22 protein-coding genes are annotated in these 22,722 nt (G+C 69.9%); 14 read left to right on the top strand and 8 right to left on the bottom strand.

Translation table 11 applies throughout. The annotated features are described in order from the left end of the window. Positions 1-9 precede the first annotated feature (9 nt). Positions 10-1,956 carry an acetyl-CoA hydrolase/transferase C-terminal domain-containing protein gene (locus VFG40_RS02250; RefSeq protein ID WP_324894457.1) on the bottom strand — a complete coding sequence of 649 codons (1,947 nt, stop codon included), beginning with the start codon at positions 1,954-1,956 and terminating at the stop codon, positions 10-12. Positions 1,957-2,008: 52 nt separating this feature from the next. On the opposite strand from VFG40_RS02250, the gene VFG40_RS02245 reads away from it, so the two are divergent. The 3 genes from VFG40_RS02245 to VFG40_RS02235 all read left to right on the top strand — a co-directional run bounded on the left by VFG40_RS02245 (position 2,009) and on the right by VFG40_RS02235 (position 6,502). Then, complete coding sequence (locus VFG40_RS02245) at positions 2,009-3,484, top strand: phospholipase D-like domain-containing protein (RefSeq protein ID WP_324894455.1); 1,476 nt, start codon at positions 2,009-2,011, stop codon at positions 3,482-3,484. Positions 3,485-3,607: 123 nt separating this feature from the next. Then, positions 3,608-4,987, top strand: a complete 1,380-nt coding sequence (gene xseA, locus VFG40_RS02240; RefSeq protein WP_324894453.1) for an exodeoxyribonuclease VII large subunit — start codon at positions 3,608-3,610, stop codon at positions 4,985-4,987. Between the two features lie 84 nt (positions 4,988-5,071). Then, positions 5,072-6,502, top strand: coding sequence for an aldehyde dehydrogenase family protein (locus VFG40_RS02235; protein WP_324894451.1), 1,431 nt, complete (start codon positions 5,072-5,074; stop codon positions 6,500-6,502). 7 nt (positions 6,503-6,509) lie between these two features. On the opposite strand, the gene VFG40_RS02230 is transcribed toward VFG40_RS02235, so the two are convergent. Beyond that, a complete protein-coding gene (locus VFG40_RS02230) occupies positions 6,510-7,280 on the bottom strand; it encodes a YdcF family protein (protein ID WP_324894449.1) in 771 nt (256 codons plus the stop codon). A 132-nt stretch (positions 7,281-7,412) separates the two neighbouring features. Between VFG40_RS02230 and VFG40_RS02225 the strand changes: the two genes are divergently transcribed. Together VFG40_RS02225 and VFG40_RS02220 are read left to right on the top strand one after the other, a co-directional pair. Beyond that, the gene (locus tag VFG40_RS02225) at positions 7,413-7,943 is read left to right on the top strand and encodes a VOC family protein (RefSeq protein ID WP_324894447.1); all 531 of its coding nucleotides are present in this window, start codon (positions 7,413-7,415) and stop codon (positions 7,941-7,943) included. Between the two features lie 175 nt (positions 7,944-8,118). Next, positions 8,119-9,558, top strand: a complete 1,440-nt coding sequence (locus tag VFG40_RS02220; RefSeq protein ID WP_324894445.1) for a lipase family protein — start codon at positions 8,119-8,121, stop codon at positions 9,556-9,558. A gap of 165 nt (positions 9,559-9,723) precedes the next feature. On the opposite strand, the gene VFG40_RS02215 is transcribed toward VFG40_RS02220, so the two are convergent. Next, the gene (locus VFG40_RS02215; protein ID WP_324894443.1) at positions 9,724-10,317 is read right to left on the bottom strand and encodes a BLUF domain-containing protein; all 594 of its coding nucleotides are present in this window, start codon (positions 10,315-10,317) and stop codon (positions 9,724-9,726) included. Between the two features lie 54 nt (positions 10,318-10,371). Continuing rightward, positions 10,372-10,845 (bottom strand): YehS family protein, encoded by a 474-nt coding sequence (locus VFG40_RS02210; protein ID WP_324894441.1) that lies wholly within the window; start codon positions 10,843-10,845, stop codon positions 10,372-10,374. 214 nt (positions 10,846-11,059) lie between these two features. Here VFG40_RS02210 and VFG40_RS02205 point away from each other — a divergent pair, with 214 nt between their 5' ends. From VFG40_RS02205 to VFG40_RS02165, 9 genes are all read left to right on the top strand, one after another. Further along, positions 11,060-12,904, top strand: a complete 1,845-nt coding sequence (locus VFG40_RS02205; RefSeq protein ID WP_324894439.1) for a vWA domain-containing protein — start codon at positions 11,060-11,062, stop codon at positions 12,902-12,904. 154 nt (positions 12,905-13,058) lie between these two features. Next, on the top strand, positions 13,059-13,613 hold the full coding sequence (locus VFG40_RS02200; RefSeq protein ID WP_324894437.1) for an RNA polymerase sigma factor: 555 nt from the start codon (positions 13,059-13,061) through the stop codon (positions 13,611-13,613). Further along, positions 13,610-14,629 (top strand): hypothetical protein, encoded by a 1,020-nt coding sequence (locus VFG40_RS02195; protein ID WP_324894435.1) that lies wholly within the window; start codon positions 13,610-13,612, stop codon positions 14,627-14,629. The genes VFG40_RS02200 and VFG40_RS02195 overlap by 4 nt, the downstream gene beginning before the upstream one ends. Before the next feature lie 321 nt (positions 14,630-14,950). Beyond that, positions 14,951-15,592 carry an IMPACT family protein gene (locus VFG40_RS02190; protein ID WP_324894433.1) on the top strand — a complete coding sequence of 214 codons (642 nt, stop codon included), beginning with the start codon at positions 14,951-14,953 and terminating at the stop codon, positions 15,590-15,592. Next, complete coding sequence (locus VFG40_RS02185; RefSeq protein WP_324894431.1) at positions 15,589-15,945, top strand: ribonuclease E inhibitor RraB; 357 nt, start codon at positions 15,589-15,591, stop codon at positions 15,943-15,945. Before VFG40_RS02190 ends, VFG40_RS02185 begins: the two co-directional genes overlap by 4 nt. A gap of 186 nt (positions 15,946-16,131) precedes the next feature. Continuing rightward, a complete protein-coding gene (locus VFG40_RS02180; RefSeq protein ID WP_324894429.1) occupies positions 16,132-17,904 on the top strand; it encodes an ABC transporter transmembrane domain-containing protein in 1,773 nt (590 codons plus the stop codon). Positions 17,905-18,037: 133 nt separating this feature from the next. Beyond that, positions 18,038-18,925 (top strand): glutathione-dependent disulfide-bond oxidoreductase, encoded by an 888-nt coding sequence (yghU, locus tag VFG40_RS02175; RefSeq protein WP_324894427.1) that lies wholly within the window; start codon positions 18,038-18,040, stop codon positions 18,923-18,925. Further along, positions 18,922-19,554, top strand: a complete 633-nt coding sequence (locus tag VFG40_RS02170) for a glutathione S-transferase family protein (protein ID WP_324894425.1) — start codon at positions 18,922-18,924, stop codon at positions 19,552-19,554. Before yghU ends, VFG40_RS02170 begins: the two co-directional genes overlap by 4 nt. Positions 19,555-19,766: 212 nt before the next feature. After that, positions 19,767-20,324: a DUF3228 family protein gene (locus VFG40_RS02165; RefSeq protein ID WP_324894423.1), complete on the top strand. Its 558-nt coding sequence runs from the start codon at positions 19,767-19,769 to the stop codon at positions 20,322-20,324. 145 nt (positions 20,325-20,469) lie between these two features. On the opposite strand, the gene VFG40_RS02160 is transcribed toward VFG40_RS02165, so the two are convergent. From VFG40_RS02160 to VFG40_RS02145, 4 genes are all read right to left on the bottom strand, one after another. Then, on the bottom strand, positions 20,470-21,045 hold the full coding sequence (locus VFG40_RS02160; RefSeq protein ID WP_324894421.1) for a cytochrome P460 family protein: 576 nt from the start codon (positions 21,043-21,045) through the stop codon (positions 20,470-20,472). Between the two features lie 347 nt (positions 21,046-21,392). Next, a complete protein-coding gene (locus VFG40_RS02155; protein WP_324894420.1) occupies positions 21,393-21,674 on the bottom strand; it encodes a hypothetical protein in 282 nt (93 codons plus the stop codon). Positions 21,675-21,804: 130 nt separating this feature from the next. Beyond that, positions 21,805-22,026, bottom strand: coding sequence for a hypothetical protein (locus tag VFG40_RS02150; protein ID WP_324894418.1), 222 nt, complete (start codon positions 22,024-22,026; stop codon positions 21,805-21,807). A gap of 68 nt (positions 22,027-22,094) precedes the next feature. Next, complete coding sequence (locus VFG40_RS02145; RefSeq protein ID WP_324894416.1) at positions 22,095-22,568, bottom strand: hypothetical protein; 474 nt, start codon at positions 22,566-22,568, stop codon at positions 22,095-22,097. Between the last annotated feature and the right edge of the window lie 154 nt (positions 22,569-22,722).

Here is a 22,722-nt window from a genome sequence, read left to right as displayed (position 1 = left end):
CGAGCGCGGTCAGCCGTCGCCGCGCCGCAGCGCGGCCTGCAGCAGACGCCGCTGCAGGCGATCGGACAGGCCACCGCCGGTCTCCAGCCCCATCCGCGCCAGCGCCTCGTCCTCACCTGCCCGCGCGGGGCCGGCACGCAGCACCGCACGCAGCAGGGCGGCGCGGCCGCGCCAGGTGCGGCTGACGCTCTTGAGCCAGCCCAGCGCGGGCAGCAGGCGCTGCTCCACCTCGGTGAAGTCGCTGCCGAAGGGAAAGTCCGGCAACAGGTCGCGTGCACGCAGCGGCGCCAGCGCCTGGTGCAGCATCTCGGGTCGGTGCTGGCGCCAGCGTTCGGGCACCACGAAATCCGCCCGCAGTTTGCCGTGCGCCTTTGCTTCGGCCGCCAGCGCGTCGACGAAGCGCGCGTCGCAGATCGCCAGCATCGCCTCCACGCACTCGGCGTCGGTCTTGCCGCGCAGGTCGGCCACGCCGTACTCGGTGATGAAGATGTCGCGCAGGTGCCGGGGGATGGTGCTCGCGCCGTAGTTGAAGCGGATATTCGTCTGCGGCCCGTGCGGACCGGCGCGGGTGGCGCGCAGCAGCAGCACCGAGCGGCCGTCCGGCAGCTCGTGCGCCATCGCCACGAAGTTGTACTGGCCACCGACGCCGCTCACCACGTGGCCGTCTTCCAGCCCGTCGGAGACGGCCGCGCCGAACAGCGTGGCCATCATGCCGGTGTTGAAGAAGCGTGCCCCGCGACGCTGCAGCGCGGCCAGCACCTGGTGGTCGCCGTACAGCTGGTTGACGTTGGACACGCGGCACATGTCGATTGCATCCGGGTCCGCCGCCTCGGTCTCGTGCAGCCAGCGATAGAGCTCGCGGGTGCCCAGGAAGAACGCGCCGCGCAGGTAATGCCCGCCCGGCGTGCCCTCCGGCAGCCGGCCGACCGCCGCGGCCCGCTCCAGCGCCAGCGTGTCCCACGAGCGGCGCTTCAGGATGCCCGCGCGCTGCAGGTGCATGAAGCCGTCCATCACCATCTCGCTGGCGCCGTAGAGCCCTTCCTGGAACGGTTCCATGCCGCCGATCTGCAGCGCCAGCGGATGGCTGACATAGCCGCCGTCGATCGCCTCCAGCGCCTGCCGCCAGGCCAGGTTGTGGCACTGGCGCAGCAGCAGCGACTGCACCAGTGCGTCGGACAGCGCGCCGATGCCGATCTGCAGGCAGCCGCCGTCGCGCACCAGCGCACTGGCGTGCAGGCCGATCGCGTACTCGGCGGTGTTCACCGGCTGCCGCGGCAGCGCGAACAGCGGCGGCGAGTGCGGCGGCGCGAGCTCCAGATCGAAGTAATCCTGCGGCACCTCCGCATGGCCGCTGAGGTACGGCAGGTCCGGATGTACCACCGCCACGCACAGCGGACGAGGCTTGCCGGCGGCGCGCACGCGGTCGAGGAAGTCCAGCGTCAGGTCGGGGTTGCACGACAGGCTGTAGCGCACGCCCTCCGGCGTTTCGCGCCGGGCCACCAGCTGCACCAGCAGGTTGATCTCCTGCACCGCCAGGTCGCGCGCCACGTGCGTGTAGTTCTGGCTGATGTAGCTGCGCTGCGCGCTGCCCGAGTGCAGCATGGCGCCGGACTGCACGTAGAACTCGTGCACCGCCACGTTCGGCGGCAGCGCGTCGCGCGCCTGGTCCAGCGCGTACTGCGGGTCGACGCAGTTCGCGCCGAAGTGGCGCTCCAGGAACGGCTTCAGGAAACGCGCCTCCAGGCCCGGCCGCGGCTGTGGCCGGGTCAGCGACAGCGCCGTATAGAGGGTAAGCGAGCGGCCCGGATGCGCCGCGATCAGCGCGTAGATCGCGTTGAGCAGGCCGTGCGGCTTGCCCAGCCCCAGCGGCGCGGCCACACGAAGATCCGGTCCGAGCCGGTCGGCGATCACCTGCGCACAGGCAGACGTGTCGGTGTAACGGTTCTGGAGCGGCATGCGCGGATCATGCCAGAACGCTCTTTCACCAGGCATGCCCTAGACTTCGGCGATGGCCGCCTCCCCGCTCGACCGCTCGCGCAACGACCGCCTGATGGCGGCGCAGGCGCTCGGCCGCGCCGCGGGCGCGCCGCTGATCACCGGCAACGCGCTGGAGCTGCTGATCGATGCCAGCGTGCACTACCAGCGCTGGCTCGCGGCGATCCGCAACGCCCGCCAGCGGGTGCTGCTGGAGAACTACATCATCCGCGACGACAGCGTCGGCCGGGCCTTTCGCGATGCGCTGGTGGAGCGCGCGCTGGCCGGTGTGTTCGTGGCCGTGATCTGCGACTGGGTCGGCTGCCTGGGGCAGTCGCGTTCGTCGTTCTGGAAGCCGCTGCGCGACGCGGGTGGCCAGGTCCGCGTGTTCAATCCGCCGCAGCTGGGCCGGCCGTTCGGCTGGGTCAGCCGCGATCACCGCAAGGTGCTGGTGGCCGATGGCGAGCTGGGTTTCCTGTCCGGCGTGTGCATCAGCGAGAAATGGCTGGGTGATCCGGCGCGGGGCGTGGCGCCCTGGCGCGACACCGGCGTGGCGCTGCGCGGGCCGGCGGTGGCCGAGGTGGAGGCCGCGTTCGGGCGCAGCTGGGCCAGCATGGGCGCGCCACTGCCGGCCTGGCCGCGCGACCAGGCCGACGCACCCGTGGGCTCGGTGGCGCTGCGATTGATCGCCACCGAGCCCTCCACCGCCGGGCTGTACCGCCTGGACCAGCAGATCGCCGCCATGGCCAGCAAGACGCTGTGGCTCACCGACGCCTATTTCGTCGGCGTGGCGCCCTACGTGCAGGCCTTGGCCGCCGCCGCGCGCGACGGCGTCGACGTGCGCCTGCTGGTGCCCGGCAGCAGCGACATCCCGGTGGTGGCAGGCATGTCGCGGGCCGGTTACCGGCCGCTGCTGCAGGCCGGCGTGCGCGTGTTCGAATGGAACGGCTCGATGATCCACGCCAAGACCGCGGTGGCCGATGGCCTGTGGGCGCGGGTGGGCTCGTCCAATCTCAACATCGCCAGCTGGCTGGGCAACCGCGAGATCGACGTGGCGGTGGAAGACGAAGGCTTCGCCGGGCAGCTGGCGGCGCAGTACGAGACCGATCTGGGCAATGCCACGGAGATCGTGCTGGCCCCGCGCCGGCGCCGGCGCGGCGATCGGGTGCAGCGCAGCGAGCAGGCCGATTCGCCGCCGCGCGGTCGACGCGCCCGTGGCGGCAACGGCAGTTCCGGTCGGGCCGCCGCCAGTGCCTTGCGGCTGGCCAACTCGGTCGGCGCGGTGCTCACCGATCGGCGCGTGCTGGGCGACACCGACGCCACGCCGCTGCTGGCCGGCATCGTGGTGCTCGCGGTGCTGGCGCTGGTGGCCGCGCTGTGGCCGGCGGTCGTTGCCTGGCCGGTCAGCCTGATCTGCGCGTGGTTCACCGTGAACCTGGCGATCCGCGCCTGGCGCAACCAGCAGCAGCGACGCCAGCGGCGCACCGCCGAGGATCACGGCGAGCATTGACCCATCGCGGTTGCGGTCATCGTCATATCCGTCAGTTACTTGCAGCATGGGGTTGAGAATCCGCCTGCGGGATTCGCGGCAACCACATGTTGCAAAGAACCTTCGTGATAATCTGCCGCGCTCATGTCCGCGTTCGATCCCTTTCCGCGCCCTGCCCCGCCCGTCGATGCCGACGGTGGCAGCAGCCGCCGCATCCTCACTCCCAGCACGCTCAACCGGCTGGTGCGGGGGCTGCTCGAGGACGCGCTGCCGATGGTCTGGATCGAGGGCGAGCTGTCCAACGTGGCCCGCCCCGCCTCTGGCCATCTGTACTTCACGCTGAAAGACGCCGGCGCCCAGGTGCGCTGCGCCATGTTCAAGCTCAAGAGCAGCCGCCTCGCCTTCAAGCCGGTCGACGGCATGCAGGTGCTGGTGCGGGCCAGGGTCGGCCTGTACGAGCCGCGCGGCGAGTTCCAGTTGGTGGCCGAAAGCATGGAGCCGGCCGGCGAGGGCGCGCTGCGGCGCGCGTTCGATGAGCTGAAGGCGCGGCTGGATGCCGAAGGCCTGTTCGATCCCGCGCGCAAGCGCCCGCTGCCCCGCTACGTGCGCCGCCTCGGCGTGATCACCTCGGCCACCGGCGCGGCGATCCGCGACGTGCTCAGCGTGCTGGCCCGGCGCTGGCCGCTGCTCGAAGTGGACGTGCTGCCGGTGCCGGTGCAGGGCAAGGAGGCGCCGCCAGCGATCGAGGCGATGCTGCGCAAGGCGTCGGCGGCGGGGCGCTACGACGCGCTGCTGCTGACCCGCGGCGGTGGCTCGCTGGAAGACCTGTGGGCGTTCAACGACGAGCGTGTGGCGCGCGCGGTGCATGCCAGCGCGGTGCCGGTGGTGTGTGCGGTTGGCCACGAGGTGGACTTCAGCATCGCCGACTTCGTCGCCGACCTGCGTGCGCCCACGCCCTCCGCCGCGGCGGAGCTGCTGGTGCCCGATGCCGCGGCCATGGGCTGCCAGTTGCAGCAGCTCAGCCAGCGCATCGCCGCCGTGCAGCATCGCCGCCAGCACACCCTCGCGCAGCGGCTGGATCATCTGCTGGCACGGCTGCAGTCGCAGCGTCCGCAGGCGCGGCTGGCGCGCGACCGCGAGCGGCTGATGCACCTGCAACGCCGCCTGCTGGCCAGCATCGCCAGTACCAGCGCGCGACGCGACCGTCGGCTGGAGCAGGCCCACGCGCGCCTGCTCGCGCAACATCCGCGGCACCGGCTGGCGCTGCTGGCGCGGCGGCTGGGTGAACTCGATCCGCGCCTGCGCCGGGCGCTGGCGCAGCTGCTCGAACGCCGACGCCACGCGCTGGCCCAGGCCGGGCGCACGCTGCACGCGGTCAGCCCGCTGGCCACGCTGGAGCGCGGCTACGCCATCGTGTTCGACGCGCACGGCAAGGTGCTGCGCTCGCCGGAACAGATCAACCCGGGCGACGCCCTGCTGATCCGCCTCGCCGACGGCGAGCTGCCGGCCCGCGCCGGCGACTGAGCGCGCGCCGTCCACGCGCGCACCACGCGCGCGTCACCACACTGCCGGCTCCCCTTTGCGGCCGGCTCGTCCCCGGGAATTGCCATGCTCGAGAAGACCTACCCGTACTACCTCGCCAATCGCCCGCAGACCTCGCGCCAGATGCTCGAGGTGCGCGACAAGTACAGCGGCCGCGTGGCGACCCGTGTGGCAGTACCGGATGCGCGCGCGATCGAGAAGGCGATCGTCGCCGCGGTGAAGGCCGCCGCGCCGATGCGCGCATTCAAGCCGTGGCAGCGGCAGGCGGTGCTGCTGCACTGCGTGGAGCAGTTCAGCGCCCGCCGCGACGAGCTTGCCCATGCGCTGTGCGTGGAAGCGGGCAAGCCGATCCATGATGCCGCCGGCGAAGTCACCCGGCTGATCGAGACCTTCCAGATCGCCGCCGAAGAGGCCGTGCGCATCAACGGCGAGACGATCAACCTGGAGCTGGCCGGACGGCTGGACGGCTACCGCGGCTACACCCGGCAGGTGCCGATCGGCCCGGTGAGTTTCATCACGCCGTTCAATTTCCCGCTCAACCTGGTGGCGCACAAGGTGGCGCCGGCGATCGCCGCCGGCTGCCCGTTCGTGCTGAAGCCGGCGGAGAAGACCCCGATCGGCGCGCTGATCATCGGCGAGGTGCTGGCGCAGACGGACCTGCCCCGCGGCGCGTTCTCGATCCTGCCGATCGACGGCAGGCACGCCGCGCCGCTGGTGGAGGACGACCGCTTCAAGCTGCTCTCGTTCACCGGCGGGCAGATCGGCTGGGAGCTCAAGGCCCGCGCAGGCCGCAAGAAGGTGACCCTGGAACTGGGCGGCAATGCCGCGTGCATCGTCGACGCCGACCAGGGCGACCGGCTCGACCACGTGGTGGAGCGGCTGGTGTTCGGCGCGTTCTATCAGTCCGGCCAGAGCTGCATCAGCGTGCAGCGCATCTATGCCCATGCAGACATCTACGACGCGCTGAAGAAAAAACTCGTCGCGGCGGTGAAGAAGCTCAAGGCCGGCGATCCAAAAAAGAAAGGCGTGTTCCTCGGCCCGATGATCGACGAGGCCGCCGCCGAGCGCCTGCACGGCTGGATCGAGGAAGCGCGCCAGGCCGGCGGCAAGGTCCTGTGCGGCGGCAAGCGCGACGGCGCCATGCTGGAGGCGACGCTGATGGAGAACGTGCCGCACGAGGCCAAGGCCAACCGCATGGAGGCCTTCGGCCCGTTCGCCCTGCTCGCCCCGTTCCGCACGTTCGACGAGGCGGCGGCGATGGTCAACGACTCCGATTTCGGCCTGCAGGCGGGCATCTTCACCAACCGCCTCGACCACGCCATGCGCGCGTGGGACGAACTGGAACAAGGCGGCGTGGTGGTCAACGACGTGCCCAGCTTCCGCGTGGACAACATGCCCTACGGCGGCGTGAAGTTGTCCGGGCTGGGACGCGAGGGCGTGCGCTATGCCATCGAGGACATGAGCGAGACCCGCCTGATGGTGATGCGCGAGGGCTGAGCCACGCTCACCGCGTTGCCGGTATCGCCGGCGACGCCACCGGCAGCGCGTTCCAGCCCAGCGTGTTGTAGATGCGGTAGCGCGCCAGCCCGAGCAACTCGTGCACGGCGCTGTCGAACACGGTCACGTTCCACCCCACCGGCAGCCACGACGGTGCGGCGCGCAGCAGGTCGGCGCGCACCGGCTCGGGGTGGATGCCGAAGTGCGCGAAGTACACCAGCGCGCGGCGCAGGTGCAGGGCCGAGCTCACCAGCAGCACGCGCTGCGGCGCGTAGGCGAGCAGCAGCGGCCGGCTGAACTGGGCGTTCTGCCAGGTGCTCAGGCTGCGCGGCTCCAGCATCAGGTCCGCCGCCGGCACGCCGAGCCGGGTCAGCAGATCGGCATACACCGCAGCCTCGCTGCGTCCGTGATGCAGCGGATCGCCGCCAGTCACCAGCAGCTTGCAGTCCGGCGCCGCCGCCTTGCACTGGCGATACAGCGCTGCGGCACGGGCGATCCGGCCATACGCATACACGGTGGGTTCCAGCGGCGCATCGGGCGGCACCGCGGTGCCGGCGCCGAGCAGCACGATCGCGTTGCGCTGCGCCCAAGGGCCTTCCACCCGCGAGTCGTAGGGCGACTGCAGCGCATCGAGCAGGGTCTGCGGCAGCGGCCCGGTGCCGATCGCCAGCAGCACGCCGAGCGCGGCCAGCAGCAGTGCCTGCGCACCGCGGCGGCGGCCGCGCCACCCCAGCACCAGCGCGGCCAGCAGCAGCATTCCCAGCACGGCCAGACCCATGGCAGCCTCCTCCGGCAAAACGCGCAGCCTACCGGACTGTTCGCGCCGGGAAACGCAGCGGCCGCGAAATGCATGCTGGTAACGGCTCCGGCGGCACCCATCTGACGGTCACATCGCAACGAGTGACGTGTCGTGTCCCACCCCGCATCCAGCTACCGACCAGCCCACGCCCTGCCCCGGCCGCGCCACCGCGCGCGAGCTGTCGTGCTGGCGCTGGGGCTGTTGCTGGCGATGGTGGCCGGTGTGCCGGCCGCGGCCCAGACCGGCGACAGCGACTACGCGCGCATCAGCGCACCGGATGTGACGCAGGCCGCCGCGTTCCTGCGTGACGTGATGGGCTGCGCCTCGCTCGATCCGGTGCGGCCAGGCGCCAGCCGCGTGCTGCTGGAGTGCGCGCAGGGCAGCGTGATCGAAGTGGTGGCCGGCACCGCGGCCGCAGCCGACGCCCCCGCGGTGCGGCTGCGCACCGAGCGGGTGGACGGTGCGCTGCGCTGGCTGCGCCAGCGCCAGGTGCCGGTGCTCGGCACCCGGGCGCCTGATGCCGGCAGCCGCGCCGGGCTGGTGCATGTGGACGTGATCGCGCCGTGGGGCCAGACGCTGGAACTGGTCGGGCCGGGGCACCTGCCCGCCGCCGACCCGCGCTCGCAGCTGGCGTCGGATTAACCGCCCTTCCGGCGAGGGCGCGGCGCGGCGGCGCCACGCCGCGTCGTCACTGCGCATCTCGTCACTATCCCTGTCGTCACCAGCCACGTCGTCACATCGGCAGCAGGCCTGCGGCGTACCATCGTGAGCGTCCGCGCCGCACAGGCGCCGCATGGGCACGACATGGAGCCGAGCCATGAGCACCCTGGTCTTCATCCACGGCTGGAGCGTCACCAACACCGCCACCTACGGCCAGATGCCGCAACGGCTGCAACAGCAGGCGGCGGCGCAGGGCCTGAGCCTGGCCCTGCGTGATATCTGGCTGAGCGAGTACGTGAGCTTCGACGATGCCGTGACCATGGCCGACCTGGTGCGGGCGTTCGACCACGCACTGCGCGACCTGCACCTGCTCGAGCCGAGCGTGGCATGCATTACCCACTCCACCGGCGGACCGATCGTGCGCGAGTGGCTGCGCGCCCAGCGCGACAAGCCCGGCAGCTTCAGCACGATCCGGCTCACCCATCTGGTGATGCTCGCGCCGGCCAATTTCGGCTCCGCGCTGGCGCAGCTGGGCAAGGGCGTGATCAGTCGCATCAAGGCGTGGTTCAACGGGGTGGAACCGGGCCAGCGCATTCTCGACTGGCTACAGCTGGGCAGCCCCGAATCGCTGTCGCTCAACCTGGACCGCATCCACAGCGCCGATCCCGCCTCGCGCGGGCAGTTCCTGTTCGTGCTGATCGGCGATCGCCCCGACCGCTCGCTCTACGACCACCTCAACAGCTACACCGGCGAGGACGGTTCGGACGGCGTGGTGCGCCTGGCCGCCGCCAACCTCAACGCGCAACACGCCGTGCTGAGCACGCAGGCCGGCCGCGGCAACCTGGTCGATCCGCTGTCGCTGTTCCTCAGCCGGGGACCGCGCTGCGCGTTCAAGCTGCTCGCCGGGATCGCACACAGCGGCGAGGATCACGGCATCCTCGCCAGCGCCGCGCCGGCCACCATCGACGCCATCGTGCGCTGCCTGGCGGTGCGCAGCCCGGCCGACTACGCCGCGGTGTGCGACGCCTTCGCGCAGGAGAACGCCGCGCGCGATGCCGACAAGGTGGAGCTGGAGCCGGCCGGGCCGTTCGCGCCGCGCGTGCACATCCACGATCCGCGCAGCCTGCTGATCCTGCGACTCACCGACGAGGCCGGCGAGCCGCTCACCGGCGCCGGCTTCCTGCTCACCGCCGGGCCGCAGGCCAGCCCGGACCTGCTGCCGCCGGGGTTCCTGATCGACCGCCAGGCCAACCCGCGCCAGCGCAGCACGGTGTCGCTGTTCCTCAACTACGCGCTGCTCGCCGGCGATGCCCGCGTGCCCGATCCGCGCAACCCGCGCAAGACGCTGCGCGATGCGGTGATCGCCCATCGTCCCTACGGCGCCAACGTGCAGCCGGTCGACCTGACCGGGCTGGTGCATCACGCACTGGCGAGCACGGCTCCGGGGGAGGATCTGCTCACCGCGCTGGGGCCGCACCAGACCACCGTGCTGGACGTGGTACTGCCGCGCAAGATCCACGAGGGCCTGTTCCGGCTGACCCAGCACCTGGCGCCGGAAGATTTCCGGCATCTGCCGCCGGGCGACGTGATCGGCTGAGCGGCTGCCCCCGCAGGTGCCGGCGCAGCGACACGGCGTGGCGACAAGCGGATTTCGGCAGCCACGTTGCATCTGGCAGGTCACATGGCGCACCCGGGTCTCGGGCGCTGTATGGCAATCCGAGCTTGGCTGCCTTCGGGCCGCAGCGCGTGCGGCCCGAAGCGATCAACGCAGGGCGAGTACCGCCAGCGCCACCACCACGATCGCTGCCGCCACCCAGGCCAGCCGCACGCCCAGGCTGCGGCGCGGCGCAGGGGCCGGCTGCACTGCCGGCACCGGCGTGCCGGCGCGGGCCCTGCCCGCTGCCGGCGGCATCGGGTTGAGGCCTTCTTCGGCGCGGTGGTGCAGCAGCGTCACCATCGCGTCGAGCAGCTCGTTGTCGAACGCGTAGGGGTCGAACCGCTCCTTGCCGTGCAGCGCGAGCAGGGTCTGCACGTCGCTGGCGGCGGGCACGTACTTCATCGACCAGCCGGCAAACGAGGTGCCCGTGATGAACTGGCGACGCAGCACCTTGAGGTCGCGGTGGCGCGCGTCCTTCATCAGCTGCCCGTAGAGCGTGTCGATCTCGGCCTGCGGGCCTTCCAGGCACTGGAAGAAGCAGCCGTCACCGTAATAGAGCGCGCCCACCAGGCCGCGGCGCGGGTTGTTGCGCCGCGACTGCATCAGGATGCGGGCCACCTCGGGCTCCACGCCGCCACCGTTGTCGGCCGACTGGAACGTGGCGCGGCTGGCGTACACAAGTTGCTGGATGTCGGACATGAGTGACCCCCTGGAAACAGCCGTCAATCATCACACAGCCTGCGGCCGCGGCGATCAGCCTGCGCCGCGCAGCCGCAGGGTCAAACCCTTGAGGAAGTTGCGCAGCAGCTGGTCGCCACACGGGCGGTAGTTCTTGTGGCCGGGCTGGCGGAACAACGCGCTGAGCTCGGGCTTGGACACCGGCATGCCGGCGGCGTCGAAGATCGCGTGCATGTCCACGTCCTTCAACTCGAATGCCACGCGCAGCTTCTTCAGCACCACGTTGTTGTCGATGCGCTTTTCCGGCGGCCGCGCCGGCCGGCTCTCGTCGCGCCCGCGGCGGTAGATCACCAGCCCGTCGAGGAAGCGCGCCAGCATGGTGTTGCTGCAGGTCTGGTAGGCCGGGTCGTCCTCGCGCAGCAGCATCGCCTGCACGTCTTCCTTCTCCAGCAGGTAGGCCGGGTCGGCCAGTTTGACGATGTCCACCACCTTGGCGTCGCTCAGGTCGAGCATGTAGCGGATGGCGCGGAGGATGTCGTTGTGGAGCATGGCGGGCGTCGATGCGTGCGGGGAAACGCCCATGCTACCGCGCCGCGGCCGCGCGAGCCGTGGCCGGGCACCTCGTTAACCGGCGTCATGCCGTGCCCGGCGCGGCGGTGCCGACGCGGCAGCGGTCGACCTCGCCTTCGTCGTGGCGAGGTCCAACCCCGTTTCCGGCACCGTCGCGTTTCAACCTCCACACCCCACCGAGGAGGCTGCCCCGATGTCCGCCAAACCGCTGCTGCTGCGCGTCCTGCCCGTCGCCCTTGCCCTGGCCCTGAGTGTCTGCGGCACGTCCCGCCCCATGGGCGACACCGCCGCTACCCCGACGCCGTCCGCTGCCGCCGCAACCAAGCCACGCGCGGCGACGGGTGCCCATACGGCCGGGCATTCCGCGCCGCCGCCTGCCGCCGTGCCTGCCCCGCCCGCGCCGCCGTCAGTACCGGTCGCCGCCGCGCCGCTTGCCGAAGCCAGGCGTGCCGAAGCCAAGCTCGCCGAGACGGCGGATGCTTCCCGGCGCATGGCCTACGCGCCCACGTTGATGGCCGTCCCCCAGCTGGTGGCACCCGCGCCCTGGTCCGGGTCCCATGCGGTAAACACCGAGCACTACACCCACCGAGACAGCAACCCGGTACAGCTGGCCAGCGAGCAGCCCGTGTCCACCTTCGGGCTGGACGTGGACACCGGCTCCTACACCAACGTGCGCCGCATGCTGGAGGCCGGCCAGCTGCCGCCGGCCGATGCGGTGCGCGCGGAGGAGTTCATCAACTACTTCGACTATGGCTACACGCCGCCGGCCGATCAGAGCCAGCCGTTCAGCGTCACCACCGAGCTGGCGCCGGCGCCGTGGAATCCGCAGCGCCAGCTGCTGCTGGTCGGCGTGCAGGGTTACCGCGTGCCGGCCAGTGCGATTCCCGCCGCCAACCTGGTGTTCCTCATCGACACCTCCGGCTCGATGGACGAGCCGGACAAGCTGCCGCTGCTCAAGGCCTCGCTCAAGCAACTGGTCGGCAAGCTGCGCGAGCAGGATCGCGTGGCCATCGTCACCTACGCCGGCAGCGCGGGCGTGGCGCTGCCCTCCACCGCGGGCGACCGGCACGCCACCATCGACGCGGCGATTGACAGCCTTGGCGCCAACGGCTCCACCAACGGCGATGCCGGCATCGACCTGGCGTACGCGCAGGCCGAGCAGGGTTTCATCACCGGCGGCGTGAACCGGGTGATCCTCGCCACCGACGGCGACTTCAACGTGGGCACGGTGAGCGAGCAGGCGCTGAAGACCAAGATCGAGGATCACCGCAAGAGCGGTGTCGCGCTCACCACGCTGGGCTTCGGCGAAGGCAACTACAACGACGCCATGGCGGTGATGCTGGCCGATGCCGGCAACGGCAGCCACCACTACATCGACAGCCTGCAGGAAGGCCGCCGCGTGCTGGTGGACGAGCTGTCCGCCACGTTGCTCACCATCGCCAAGGACGTGAAGGTGCAGGTGGAGTTCAACCCCGCCCAGGTGAAGGAATACCGCCTGATCGGCTACGAGAAGCGCCAGCTCCGGCGTGAGGATTTCAACAACGACGCGGTCGATGCCGGCGACATCGGCGCGGGCGCCAACGTCACCGCGATCTACGAGATCACCCCGGCCGGCTCGGACGCCACGCGCGTCGATCCGCTGCGCTACGGCAAGCACGACGCGCGTAGCGATCGCAGCGGCGAGCTGGCCTTCCTGCGACTGCGCTACAAGCTGCCCGGTCACGACGCCAGCACGCTGATCGAGCGACCGATCGCGGCAACACCGGAACGCGAGGCCAGCGCGCGGCTGCGCTTTGCCGCCTCGGTCGCCGCCTTTGCCGAGGCCCTGCGCGGCGGGCGCTACCTCGATGGCTACGACTACGCCCGGATTTCCGCACTGGCGCGCGACGCCCGCGGCGATGACGCGGACGGCTACCGCGCCGGTTTCGTGCAGCTGGTGAACCTCGCCGACGGCCTGAGCACGCACGGCGCCGGCGCGGGCAAGCCGACGCTCGACGCCGGCCCGATGCCCACCGCACCCGGCATCGGCCTGCGCTGAACCTGGCGCCATGCGCGACCTGTCTCCGACCGGCGCGGCCGCGGCGATAACGGATGCCCCCGCATCCTTCCCCCATCGCCGCGCGCCGGCCGGGACTCCCTGCCCTCTGGATGCGCCTTATCCGCACGGGGCAAATCGCGTACCCTCGCCGCCCATGGATGTGGCGGTCGACCCCGATGCGCAGCTGATGCTGGCCTACGGCCGCGGCGACCTCGCCGCGTTCGATGCGCTGTACGCGAAGCATCGCGGCACGCTCTACCGCTTCGTGCTGCGCAGCGTGCGCGACCGCTCGCTGGCCGACGAAGTGTTCCAGGACACCTGGAGCCGCGTGATCGCCTCACGGACCCGCTACCAGCCGCAGGCCAAATTCAGCACCTGGCTGCTGCAGATCGCGCATCACCTGATCATCGACAGTTATCGGCGCAAGCGGCCGCTGGCCGAGGGCGACGAGGCCGAGCTTGCGCTGGCCGCCCACCCCGCACCCGAGCACGAACAACCTGAGCATGCGCTGTCCGACTTCGAACGCCGTCGCGGGCTGCAACGTGCCATCGAGCAGCTGCCCGACGACCAGCGTGTCGCCGTGCTGCTGCGACTGGAACACGACCTGAGCCTGGAGGAGATCGCCCAGATCACCGACGTCGGCCGCGAGACGGTGAAGTCCCGCCTGCGCTACGCCATGACCAAACTGCGCGATGTACTGAGCCCATGACCACGCCGCTGCCACCCCAGCCGCCCCACGATGACGACGACGCGCTGCCCGGCGAGGCGGAGCTGAAGGCGCTGTACGCGCGCCTGCCGCAGCCCGAGCCGCCGCCCGCGCTGGATGCTGCCGTGCGCCGCATGGCGGCAGGCGCCGTCACCGCCGCACCGGCCGCGTCCTCGCGCCGCCCGCGCTGGCCGATCGCGCTGGGCACGGCGGCCACGCTGGTGCTCGCCGCCGGGCTCGCCTGGCAGATGCGCACGCTGCCGACCGAGCCGGTCCCCTCGCGCGCGCCAGCCTCGGCCTCCACCCCCGCCGCCGAAGCGAGGGCGGCCGACGCGCAGCGCCTGCGCGACGAGCAGGACTCCCGCGCACGCCGCGCCAACGCCGAAACCCTGGCCGCGGCATCCGCCCGACAGTCCGAGCCGACCGCACAAGCCGCGGCCGCCAAGCGCATCGACGCACCGGCAGCGGCGCGGCCGATGCCGGTGACGCCCGCCGAACCGGCACAGCGCAAAGCCGCACCGACGCCGCGCGCACCCGCCCCACAGCGCCAGCCCGCCGCGCGAATGCAGACGACCGACGCCGATCGCTTCGCGCCCGCACCCGCGCCGGCACCGGCGCCGGCACCGGCACCCACAAACGCCAACACGCTGGAAGAAGCGGCACCTGCTCCCGCACTAGTAATCGAGGCCGCGTCGCAAGCACCCGCAGAGCGGGTCGAGCCGACCGGCGCCGCAGGCCGGCTGACACCGCCCGCACCACCACCGGACCCTCCGGCACCGCCATCGCCACCGGCACCGCCGAGCAGCATCACGCCCACGCTCATGGCCGCCCCCTCGCCCATGCTGGATGTCGCTCCCGCCACCGCAGACGCCCCCGCCGCCGAGCTGGACGCCATCCGCGCGCTCTACGCCAGCGGCCAGGACGACGCCGCACGCAAACGACTCGACACATTCCACCGGAACTACCCGCTGTGGCCGCTGCCCGAGGATCTGCGCAAACGGCTGGACCGCACGCCGTGACCCTCCCGCGAGACATCCCCGGCTCGTCATCCCGGCGAACATCGGCGTCCAGCAACTCGGCAACTCACGCACACGAGGGGCGCGGGGCTGCCGCGTTCGCCGAGATGCCGCGTCATGGAGGCCATCGTGACGGCACCGCCCGCACTTGCGCCCGAACAAAAACGCCATGAGCCACCCGCGAGACACCCTCAGCCCGTCACCCCGGCGCGCGCCGCGAGAGCGTTTCAACAGCGACTGCCGCTCATCCGGCTTCATTGCCGCCGACTCACCCGCACAGCGCATCGCGGCAATGAATAAAATTTCCGCCCGGTCGTGCCGCACGTGAGCGACACGCTGCAAACCCTCGCCGGCCGCAGCCAGTACGAGCAGGAGATCAAGAAGAGCCGCTTCCTCGCCCTGGCCGCACCGGTCGCCACGCCGGAAGAAGCGCTCGCGTTCGTGCAGGCGTCGAGCGACCCCACCGCCACGCACAACTGCTGGGCGTATCGCATCGGGCAGGCGTACCGCTTCAACGACGACGGCGAAGTCACCGGCACCGGCGGCCGGCCGATCCTGCAGGCGATCGAAGGCCAGGGCATCGACCAGGCCGTGGTGCTGGTCACGCGCTGGTACGGCGGCACCAAGCTCGGCGTGGGCGGGCTGGTGCGCGCCTATGGCGGCACTGCGGCCGAGTGCCTGCGCCAGGCCGAGCGGGTGCCGATCATCGCCATGGCCACGCTCGCGCTGCGCTGCGACTTTGCCGACCTCGCGCTGCTCAAGGCGCGGCTGCCCGAGCTGGATGTCACGGTCGAGCAGGAGACCTTCCACGCCGACGGCGCCGACCTGCAGCTGCGCCTGCCCGCGGCCCGCGTGGACGAAGCGCGCGAGCGCATCGGCGACATCACGCGCGGGCGCAGCGTCGCGCAGCGTACCGACGAAAGCGCCACACTGACCGCTTCCCCTCCCCCTGCGAGCCCGCCATGACCCGTGACCCCGCTGCCTTTCCCGACGACCACAACGGCGATGCCCTCTGGAGCATGGTCGAGCAGGGCGACGATCTTTCGATTCCGCGCGAAGTGGATTTCGCCGTGCTGTTCCCCAGCGAGGACGACGCGCTGAAGTTCGCCGTGCACCTGCTGCGCAACGACCAGAAGGTGTCCTGCTCCGCCTACGAGGAGCACGACGAGCTGCCCTGGCAGGTCCTGGTGCACCCCTACATGCTGCTCACCCACGACAACGTCGACGGCTTCGAGCAGCTGCTGGCCGAGGCGGCCGAAGCGTTCCATGGCCAGAACGACGGCTGGGGCTGCGAGTCGCACGCACCCGCGGCGGGCTGAGGCCGCACCGCCGCCCGCGGCCCGCGGCGAAATCGCCGTGCGGCCGCGCAAGTTGCTGCGAACCGCGGCCGGATGCGTCCTTCGGTCGCGCGCCAGCACCCGCGGCGCATTGAATCGCCCGCGTATCGCCCCACCTGATGCGATGGTGCGTCGAGCGCGCCGCCCCTAAGCCGCAAGCGAGATCCCATGAGCGACGCCACCGCCGAGACGCCCCGCCCTGCCCGCCGCATCGGCGCCCTGCGCGCGCTGTGGCCCTTCATCACACCGCACAAGGGGCTGGCGTTCGGCTGGCTGCTGTTTTTGGGACTGTCCTCCGGCGCCTCGCTGGCGCTGCCGATGGCGTTCCGCCACATCATCGACCAGGGCTTCGGCAACTCCAGCCTGGCGGTGATCAACGAGACCTTCCTGGCGCTGTTCGGCGTGGCGCTGGTGCTCGCCTTCGCCACCGCCGCGCGCTACTTCTGCATCACCCTGCTCAGCGAGCGCTCGCTCGCCTCGCTGCGCGACGCGCTGTATGCGCACGTGATCCGGCTGGACGTGGGCTTCTTCGAAAAGAGCCGCGTGGGCGAACTCACCTCGCGCCTCAGTGCCGACACCGAAGTGGTGCAGGCGCTGGTTGGCTCGGGCGTGTCGGTGGCGCTGCGCAGCGCGGTGATGCTGGTGGGCGCGGCCATCGCCATGGTGTGGACCGCGCCCTCGCTGGCCGGCCTCACGGCGCTGGTGATTCCCGCGGTGATGCTGCCGATCCTGGTGTTCGGCCGCCGCGTGCAGAAGCTCTCGCGCGCCAGCCAGGACCGCCTCGCCGATGCCGCCGCCATCGCCAACGAAACCCTCAATGCCTCCACCGCGGTGAAGGCGTACGCGCGCGAAAGCATCGAGAGCAGCCGCTACGCCAAGGCCATCTACCTCGCGCTGGCCACCGCGCGCCGGCGTATCGGCATGCGCTCGCTGCTCACCATGGCGGTGATCGTGCTGGTGTTCGGCGCCATCACGCTGGTGCTGTGGGCCGGCGCGCGCCACGTGCTCGCCGGCACCATGGACGCCGGCGTGCTCGGCCAGTTCGTGTTGTACGCGGTGTTCGCCGCCGGCTCGGTGGCCGGCCTGTCCGAAGTGTGGGGCGACGTGCTGCGTGCCGCCGGCGCCATGGAGCGCATCGGCGAGCTGATGGCCGAGCAGCCGGAGATCACCGCGCCGGCCCATCCGCAGCCGCTGCCCCGGCCGACCCGCGGCGCGCTGCAGTTCAGCGACATCACCTTCCACTACCCGACCCGCGCGAACAACGCCGCGCTGGAAGGCTTCACGCTTACCGTCAATCCGGGCGAGACGGTGGCGCTGGTGGGGCCCTCCGGCGCCGGCAAGAGCACCGTGTTCTCGATGCTGCTGCGCTTCTACGACCCGCAGTCCGGCACCATCACGCTGGACGGCGTGGACCTGCGCGCGCTCACCCTGCCCGACCTGCGCGGCGCCATCGCGCTGGTGCCGCAGGAGACGATCATCTTCAGCGGCACCGCGGCGGACAACATCCGCTTCGGCCGCCAGGACGCCAGCGACGCCGACGTGCGCGAAGCGGCCAAGGCCGCCGAGGCGCACGAGTTCATCAGCGCACTGGATAACGGCTACGACGCCGAGATGGGCGAGCGTGGCGTGCGCCTGTCCGGCGGCCAGCGCCAGCGTGTGGCGATTGCCCGCGCCATCCTGCGCGACGCCCCGCTGCTGCTGCTGGACGAAGCCACCTCCGCGCTCGATGCCCAATCCGAGGCGGCCATCCAGCAGGCGCTGGAGCGACTGGAAAAAGGCCGCACCACGCTGGTCATCGCCCACCGCCTGGCCACCGTGCAGCGCGCCGACCGCATCGTGGTGATGGACGGCGGCCGCATCGTGGCGCAGGGCACGCACGAGAGCTTGCTGGCCGAAGGCGGCCTGTACGCGGAGCTGGCGCGGCTGCAGTTCGTGGCGTGAGGACGGTGGCCGCCGGCCACGACAGCCCGACGTAGCACCTAGGCGCAGCGGCTGAACAACGCGCCGCGACAGACGCCCGCCCCATCGATCAATTCAGGCGCCGCTATCGGCGCAAGGCAACGGAGCACACCTTATGAGCGACGCAACCGACTACACCCCGCCCAAGGTCTGGACCTGGGATCAGCAGAGCGGCGGCAAGTTCGCCAGCATCAACCGTCCGATCGCCGGCGCCACGCACGACAAGGCGCTGCCGGTGGGACGCCACCCGCTGCAGCTCTACTCGCTGGCCACGCCCAACGGGGTCAAGGTCACCGTCATGCTCGAGGAGCTGCTGGCGCTGGGCCACCGCGGCGCCGAGTACGACGCGTGGCTGATCAACATCAACGACGGCGATCAGTTCGGCAGCGGCTTTGTCGACGTCAACCCCAACTCCAAGATCCCGGCCCTGATGGATCACAGCGGCGCCACGCCGGTGCGGGTGTTCGAGTCCGGCGCCATCCTGCAGTACCTGGCAGAGAAATTCGGCGCGTTCCTGCCCACCGCCGGCGCCGCGCGCGCTGAATGCCTGTCCTGGCTGTTCTGGCAGATGGGCAGCGGGCCGTTTCTGGGCGGCGGCTTCGGCCATTTCTACGCCTACGCGCCGGCCAAGTTCGAATATCCGATCAACCGCTACGCGATGGAGGTCAAGCGCCAGCTCGATGTGCTGGACCGCCGCCTGGCCGAGCACCGCTTCCTTGCCGGCGACGACTACACCATCGCCGACATGGCGGTGTGGCCCTGGTACGGCGCGCTGGTGAAGGGCCAGCTGTACGAGGCCGGCGAGTTCCTCTCCGTGCAGGACTACAAGCATGTGCTGCGCTGGGCCGACGAGATCGCCGCGCGTCCCGCCGTGCAGCGCGGGCGCAAGGTCAATCGAACTTGGGGCGAGCCGTCCAGCCAGCTGCACGAGCGCCACGACGCCGGCGACTTCGATACCCGCACCCAGGACAAGCTCGCCCCGCCGGCCGGCGACGCCGCGTGATCGCGCTCTACGACTGCGCCACCGCGCCCAGCCCCCGCCGCGCGCGCATCCTGCTGGTGGAAAAAGGCGTGCCGCATGCCACGGTGCCGATCGACTTGCGCAGCGCCGAGCAGATGGGCGAGGCCTATCGCCAGATCAACCCGCAATGCACCGTGCCCGCGCTGCAGACGGACGAAGGCGTGCTGCTCACCGACAACGCCGCCATCGCCGCCTACCTCGAAGCGCGCTATCCGGAGCCGCCGCTGCTGGGCCGCACGCCGCAGGACAAGGCGGCCATCGCCAGCTGGCAGTGGCGCTGCGAGTTCGACGGCCTGATGGCAGTGGCCGACGCGCTGCGCAACAGCAACCCGGCCATGGCCAACCGCGCCCTGCCCGGCCCGGTGGACTACCCGCAGATTCCCGATCTGGCCCAGCGCGGCCTGGCCCGGGCCCGGCAGTTCTTCGTCACCCTCAACGAGCAACTGGCCGGACGGGATTTCATCGCCGCCGACCAGTTCAGCATTGCCGACATCACCGCGGTGGTGACCGTGGACTTTGCGCGGGTCGTCCGACTGAAACCCGACGACAGCCTGCCGCACCTGCTGCGATGGCGCGCGGCGATGGCGCAGCGACCGTCGATGGCCGCCTGATCCATCTGCCGACGTACAGCCCATCAGGGCCGCTCGCGTCAGGCGGTCGACTCCCCTGAGCGCACGCCATCGAGCGGAAACCCTGGCAAGCGTTGAACGTCCGCGGCCGGTTTTTTGCGCAGACACAGCAGCGCGGCAGATAAAAAATGATCCACCCGGCAATGGCCGCCCATCACACCGTCAGCTGAAACCCGGAACGCCCGAGACCCGTCATGTCCATCGTGCTCACCCCGTTCGCCCGCGCCCGCCTGTTCCCCCGCGAATCGCGTCGCAACACCATCCAGGACTGCAGCGCCGAAGCGTTCGAGCAGCGCCTCAACGACGAACCACCGCTGCAGGTGCTGCAAGGCTACGCGCCGTTCTGCCGCCTGCACGTGCACCACAACTGGACCTCCACGCGTTGCATGGCCGTGCCGATCACCGACGCCAACCGCCACCTGCTGCGCTCGGCCTACGAGGCCCGTACCAAGCAGGAACTGCCGGTGCTGGTGCGCTGGTTCGAAGACGTCGATCCGCCGGTCGCCCACTACCTGCTGCCCATCCTCTACAGCCGCGAGCAGCTGGCCAGGGAAGGCGAGCCGATCACCGCCGACTGGGGCGTAGTCGGCTGCCTCTACACCATGGAGCCGGAAGAAATCCCGATGCTGCCCATCACCATGCTGCGCAACGCGCTGGGCGTGGAAGAAGGCGGCTCCGGCGTGCCGCTGGATCGCGAGGCGTATCGGCACGCGGCGGCGTTCTGGGATGCGCACGCGAACTGGCGGGGTTAGTCAGCGCCGCTTGCACAGATGCTCGTGGTGGAAACATCGGAGCTGGGAGCCCGCCTAAAGGAACAACGACACGCCGACCCCGGCCTTCGCCCGGCGCGATTCCCGCGCGATGGCAGGCGCTGTGGATGGCCCCGAGCGTGATGCCCTAACGCTCCCCGTACTGAGAGAAGACGTAGTCCCTGTTCTTCACGATCGTGTGGCAGGCGAGACCGCACTTGGCGTCGTGATCCTGCGGCGGATGGTCTTCCTGCGAGCTCGGCCTGAATGCACGGGTCGCGGCGTCGTACTGGAAAGCAGCCCATCCCCACCCGGCGCCGTCGGCGAAGCGCTTGCTGTCCTTCACCATGAAACCCACGTCATGCAGATCGCCCGACACGGTGGTCGGGGTGGGCGCCGTCGCGCTCGTCGTCGCCACCCAGTGGATCTTCGCCATCCGGGCACCGTCGGGGAACGGCTGGCCGTTACCGGGGATGCCTGCCTGGAACGCGCGGATCATCTGCGGATTGCCCAGCACCGCGGCGATGACGTTGTTGTGCTGGCTGACGGAAATGACCTGCCAGCCCTCGTAACCTTTGAACTCGCTGAAGCCCAGCCCTCCCTCGACCTTGACCGAGTTCTTGTCGGGGGCCGGCTCCGAGGCGGAGCGTGCGACGAAGGGCGTGGATAAGGCCAGGGCGGCCAGGCCGCTCAGAACAACCAGGCTTTTCTGCGCGATGTGCATGGTGCTCTCCCGGAGCTGCAACGGGTGGACTGACAAGGACACGAACGCGGCCGGCGGCGCTTGGCGTTCTTCCACGCCGTCCGGTCGCCTTGAAGCGCGCGGCACGGGACCAACATCCCGCGAACCGCTAGCGGACTTGAGTGTGCAGATGCTCCAGCACGCGGCATTGCATTTCATTGCGCTATGCGGCCACCCGGGCCAGCGCACTTTCCCTGATCCAGCAACCGAGCGCAGCCCATCGCCGATGCGATAGCTGCACCTCAGCGCGGTGGCGACCGGTGCATGCCGCGCGTCCCGTCTACCGCTAGAGTTAAGCGGCGGCGAAGCCGTCCGCCTTGAACGAGATATTAGGCCATGCCGGAGGTTACGCTACCTGCGCGTGGCCTGGATGAGTAAACACGGTAAACCACGTAGAGCACTGCGGGAAAAACCAGAACGATTGCTGTGACGCCGACGCCGCTGAGCTGACCATGGGTAAAGAAGGCAAGGCCAACGAGGAAGCTATACAGGCCGATTACGAGATACGAGAGCGCAAGCAGCTTGGCGGTTTGCTGGTCGACCAGAAAACAGCAAACTACCAGGGAAACGATAGAGAACGATGCCCATAGATAATAGTCGGGGTTGGACATGAACGCGGCAACGTTACCGAGGGCGTGCATAGCGAGCAATGAGCTAGCAACAGACTTGTTCAATACCTTCTCCCATACGGCCTAACGCTGGAGTTGAGCGGCGGCGTAGCCGTCCGCCTCAAACGAAATGTTAGGTTTTGCTGGTTGCACGGATTTCGTAGGCCTCATCTCTTGCTGCCAGTATGTGCCGGATGACAAGTTCAACGTCATCGGGGTGAATTAAGACAACGCTCTCTTCCCCCGTGTAAGAGTCCTGTTTAATCACAACGTGACCGTGCTCCCCGGCATAAATTTCAATCTTGTCGCGCTGCTCAATGACGAAGGACGTAGCTTCTTGCTCTTTCTCAGACATCGTGATGTCTCCTGTGAGACCTAACGCTTGAGTTAAGCGGCGGCGTAGCCGTCCGCTTGGACGAATTGTTAGGCGCCGGCCAGCGATGCGCGCAGCCGAAACACCTCTGAACTAGCAGCATACAACGCGTTGGCCAACGCTTCCGCCTCGTCTGCGAATGCCTTTAGTTCCACTAGAGTTACCTTCTTGTCTCTATGCAGAGCGGCGATCACCTCTTGGTGATAGAGAGTCCCGTCCGGCCGTTCATAGAACTCCAGAAGCAGCGGGTTGTGTGCAATGAGGTTGCGCGTCTCGGCTAGTACCTTTGCTCGGCCGAGGTGCTGCGAAAGAAGCCGGTAAGGCTCTTCTTCGTACCCCTCAAGGATTTCGGTAAGGAGATCGATGCGCTGCCCGAGACGAAGGGATTTCGTGCTCTTCTGCAAGTTGTCTCGCGGTATGGAACGCAGGCATGCCACTGAAACGTGTTCAATGCCGCCAAATGCAACAAAAGCTTTGCCGATTGCTGCGGCCCATTCACCGGACCAATCCACGAGCTTGACCAATGCTGCCTCCGAGGCCTAACGCTGGAGTTAAGCGGCGGCGAAGCCGTCCGCCTTGAATGACTGGTTAGGCCCGATGGTAAGGCGTTGCAAGTGCCGCGACCACATTGGGGGTGAGCTGGGACTTCTTGGCGATGAAGTCTCGTACATAGCCAGC

Source organism: Dyella sp., assembly GCF_035685805.1.
Taxonomy (GTDB): Bacteria; Pseudomonadota; Gammaproteobacteria; order Xanthomonadales; family Rhodanobacteraceae; genus Dyella_A.
This window is presented reverse-complemented; position numbering and strand designations above follow the sequence as displayed.

Bases quoted from the DNA above. Each gene is read 5' to 3' on its own strand.
- VFG40_RS02215 (WP_324894443.1), bottom strand. From the start codon at position 10,317: ATGTCCGACATCCAGCAACTTGTGTACGCCAGCCGCGCCACGTTCCAG.
- xseA (WP_324894453.1), top strand. From the start codon at position 3,608: ATGTCCGCGTTCGATCCCTTTCCGCGCCCTGCCCCGCCCGTCGATGCC.
- VFG40_RS02160 (WP_324894421.1), bottom strand. From the start codon at position 21,045: ATGCACATCGCGCAGAAAAGCCTGGTTGTTCTGAGCGGCCTGGCCGCC.
- VFG40_RS02245 (WP_324894455.1), top strand. From the start codon at position 2,009: ATGGCCGCCTCCCCGCTCGACCGCTCGCGCAACGACCGCCTGATGGCG.
- yghU (WP_324894427.1), top strand. From the start codon at position 18,038: ATGAGCGACGCAACCGACTACACCCCGCCCAAGGTCTGGACCTGGGAT.
- VFG40_RS02200 (WP_324894437.1), top strand. From the start codon at position 13,059: ATGGATGTGGCGGTCGACCCCGATGCGCAGCTGATGCTGGCCTACGGC.
- VFG40_RS02250 (WP_324894457.1), bottom strand. From the start codon at position 1,956: ATGCCGCTCCAGAACCGTTACACCGACACGTCTGCCTGTGCGCAGGTG.
- VFG40_RS02155 (WP_324894420.1), bottom strand. From the start codon at position 21,674: ATGTCCAACCCCGACTATTATCTATGGGCATCGTTCTCTATCGTTTCC.
- VFG40_RS02220 (WP_324894445.1), top strand. From the start codon at position 8,119: ATGAGCACCCTGGTCTTCATCCACGGCTGGAGCGTCACCAACACCGCC.
- VFG40_RS02230 (WP_324894449.1), bottom strand. From the start codon at position 7,280: ATGGGTCTGGCCGTGCTGGGAATGCTGCTGCTGGCCGCGCTGGTGCTG.
- VFG40_RS02205 (WP_324894439.1), top strand. From the start codon at position 11,060: ATGTCCGCCAAACCGCTGCTGCTGCGCGTCCTGCCCGTCGCCCTTGCC.
- VFG40_RS02210 (WP_324894441.1), bottom strand. From the start codon at position 10,845: ATGCTCCACAACGACATCCTCCGCGCCATCCGCTACATGCTCGACCTG.
- VFG40_RS02150 (WP_324894418.1), bottom strand. From the start codon at position 22,026: ATGTCTGAGAAAGAGCAAGAAGCTACGTCCTTCGTCATTGAGCAGCGC.
- VFG40_RS02180 (WP_324894429.1), top strand. From the start codon at position 16,132: ATGAGCGACGCCACCGCCGAGACGCCCCGCCCTGCCCGCCGCATCGGC.
- VFG40_RS02235 (WP_324894451.1), top strand. From the start codon at position 5,072: ATGCTCGAGAAGACCTACCCGTACTACCTCGCCAATCGCCCGCAGACC.
- VFG40_RS02185 (WP_324894431.1), top strand. From the start codon at position 15,589: ATGACCCGTGACCCCGCTGCCTTTCCCGACGACCACAACGGCGATGCC.
- VFG40_RS02195 (WP_324894435.1), top strand. From the start codon at position 13,610: ATGACCACGCCGCTGCCACCCCAGCCGCCCCACGATGACGACGACGCG.
- VFG40_RS02165 (WP_324894423.1), top strand. From the start codon at position 19,767: ATGTCCATCGTGCTCACCCCGTTCGCCCGCGCCCGCCTGTTCCCCCGC.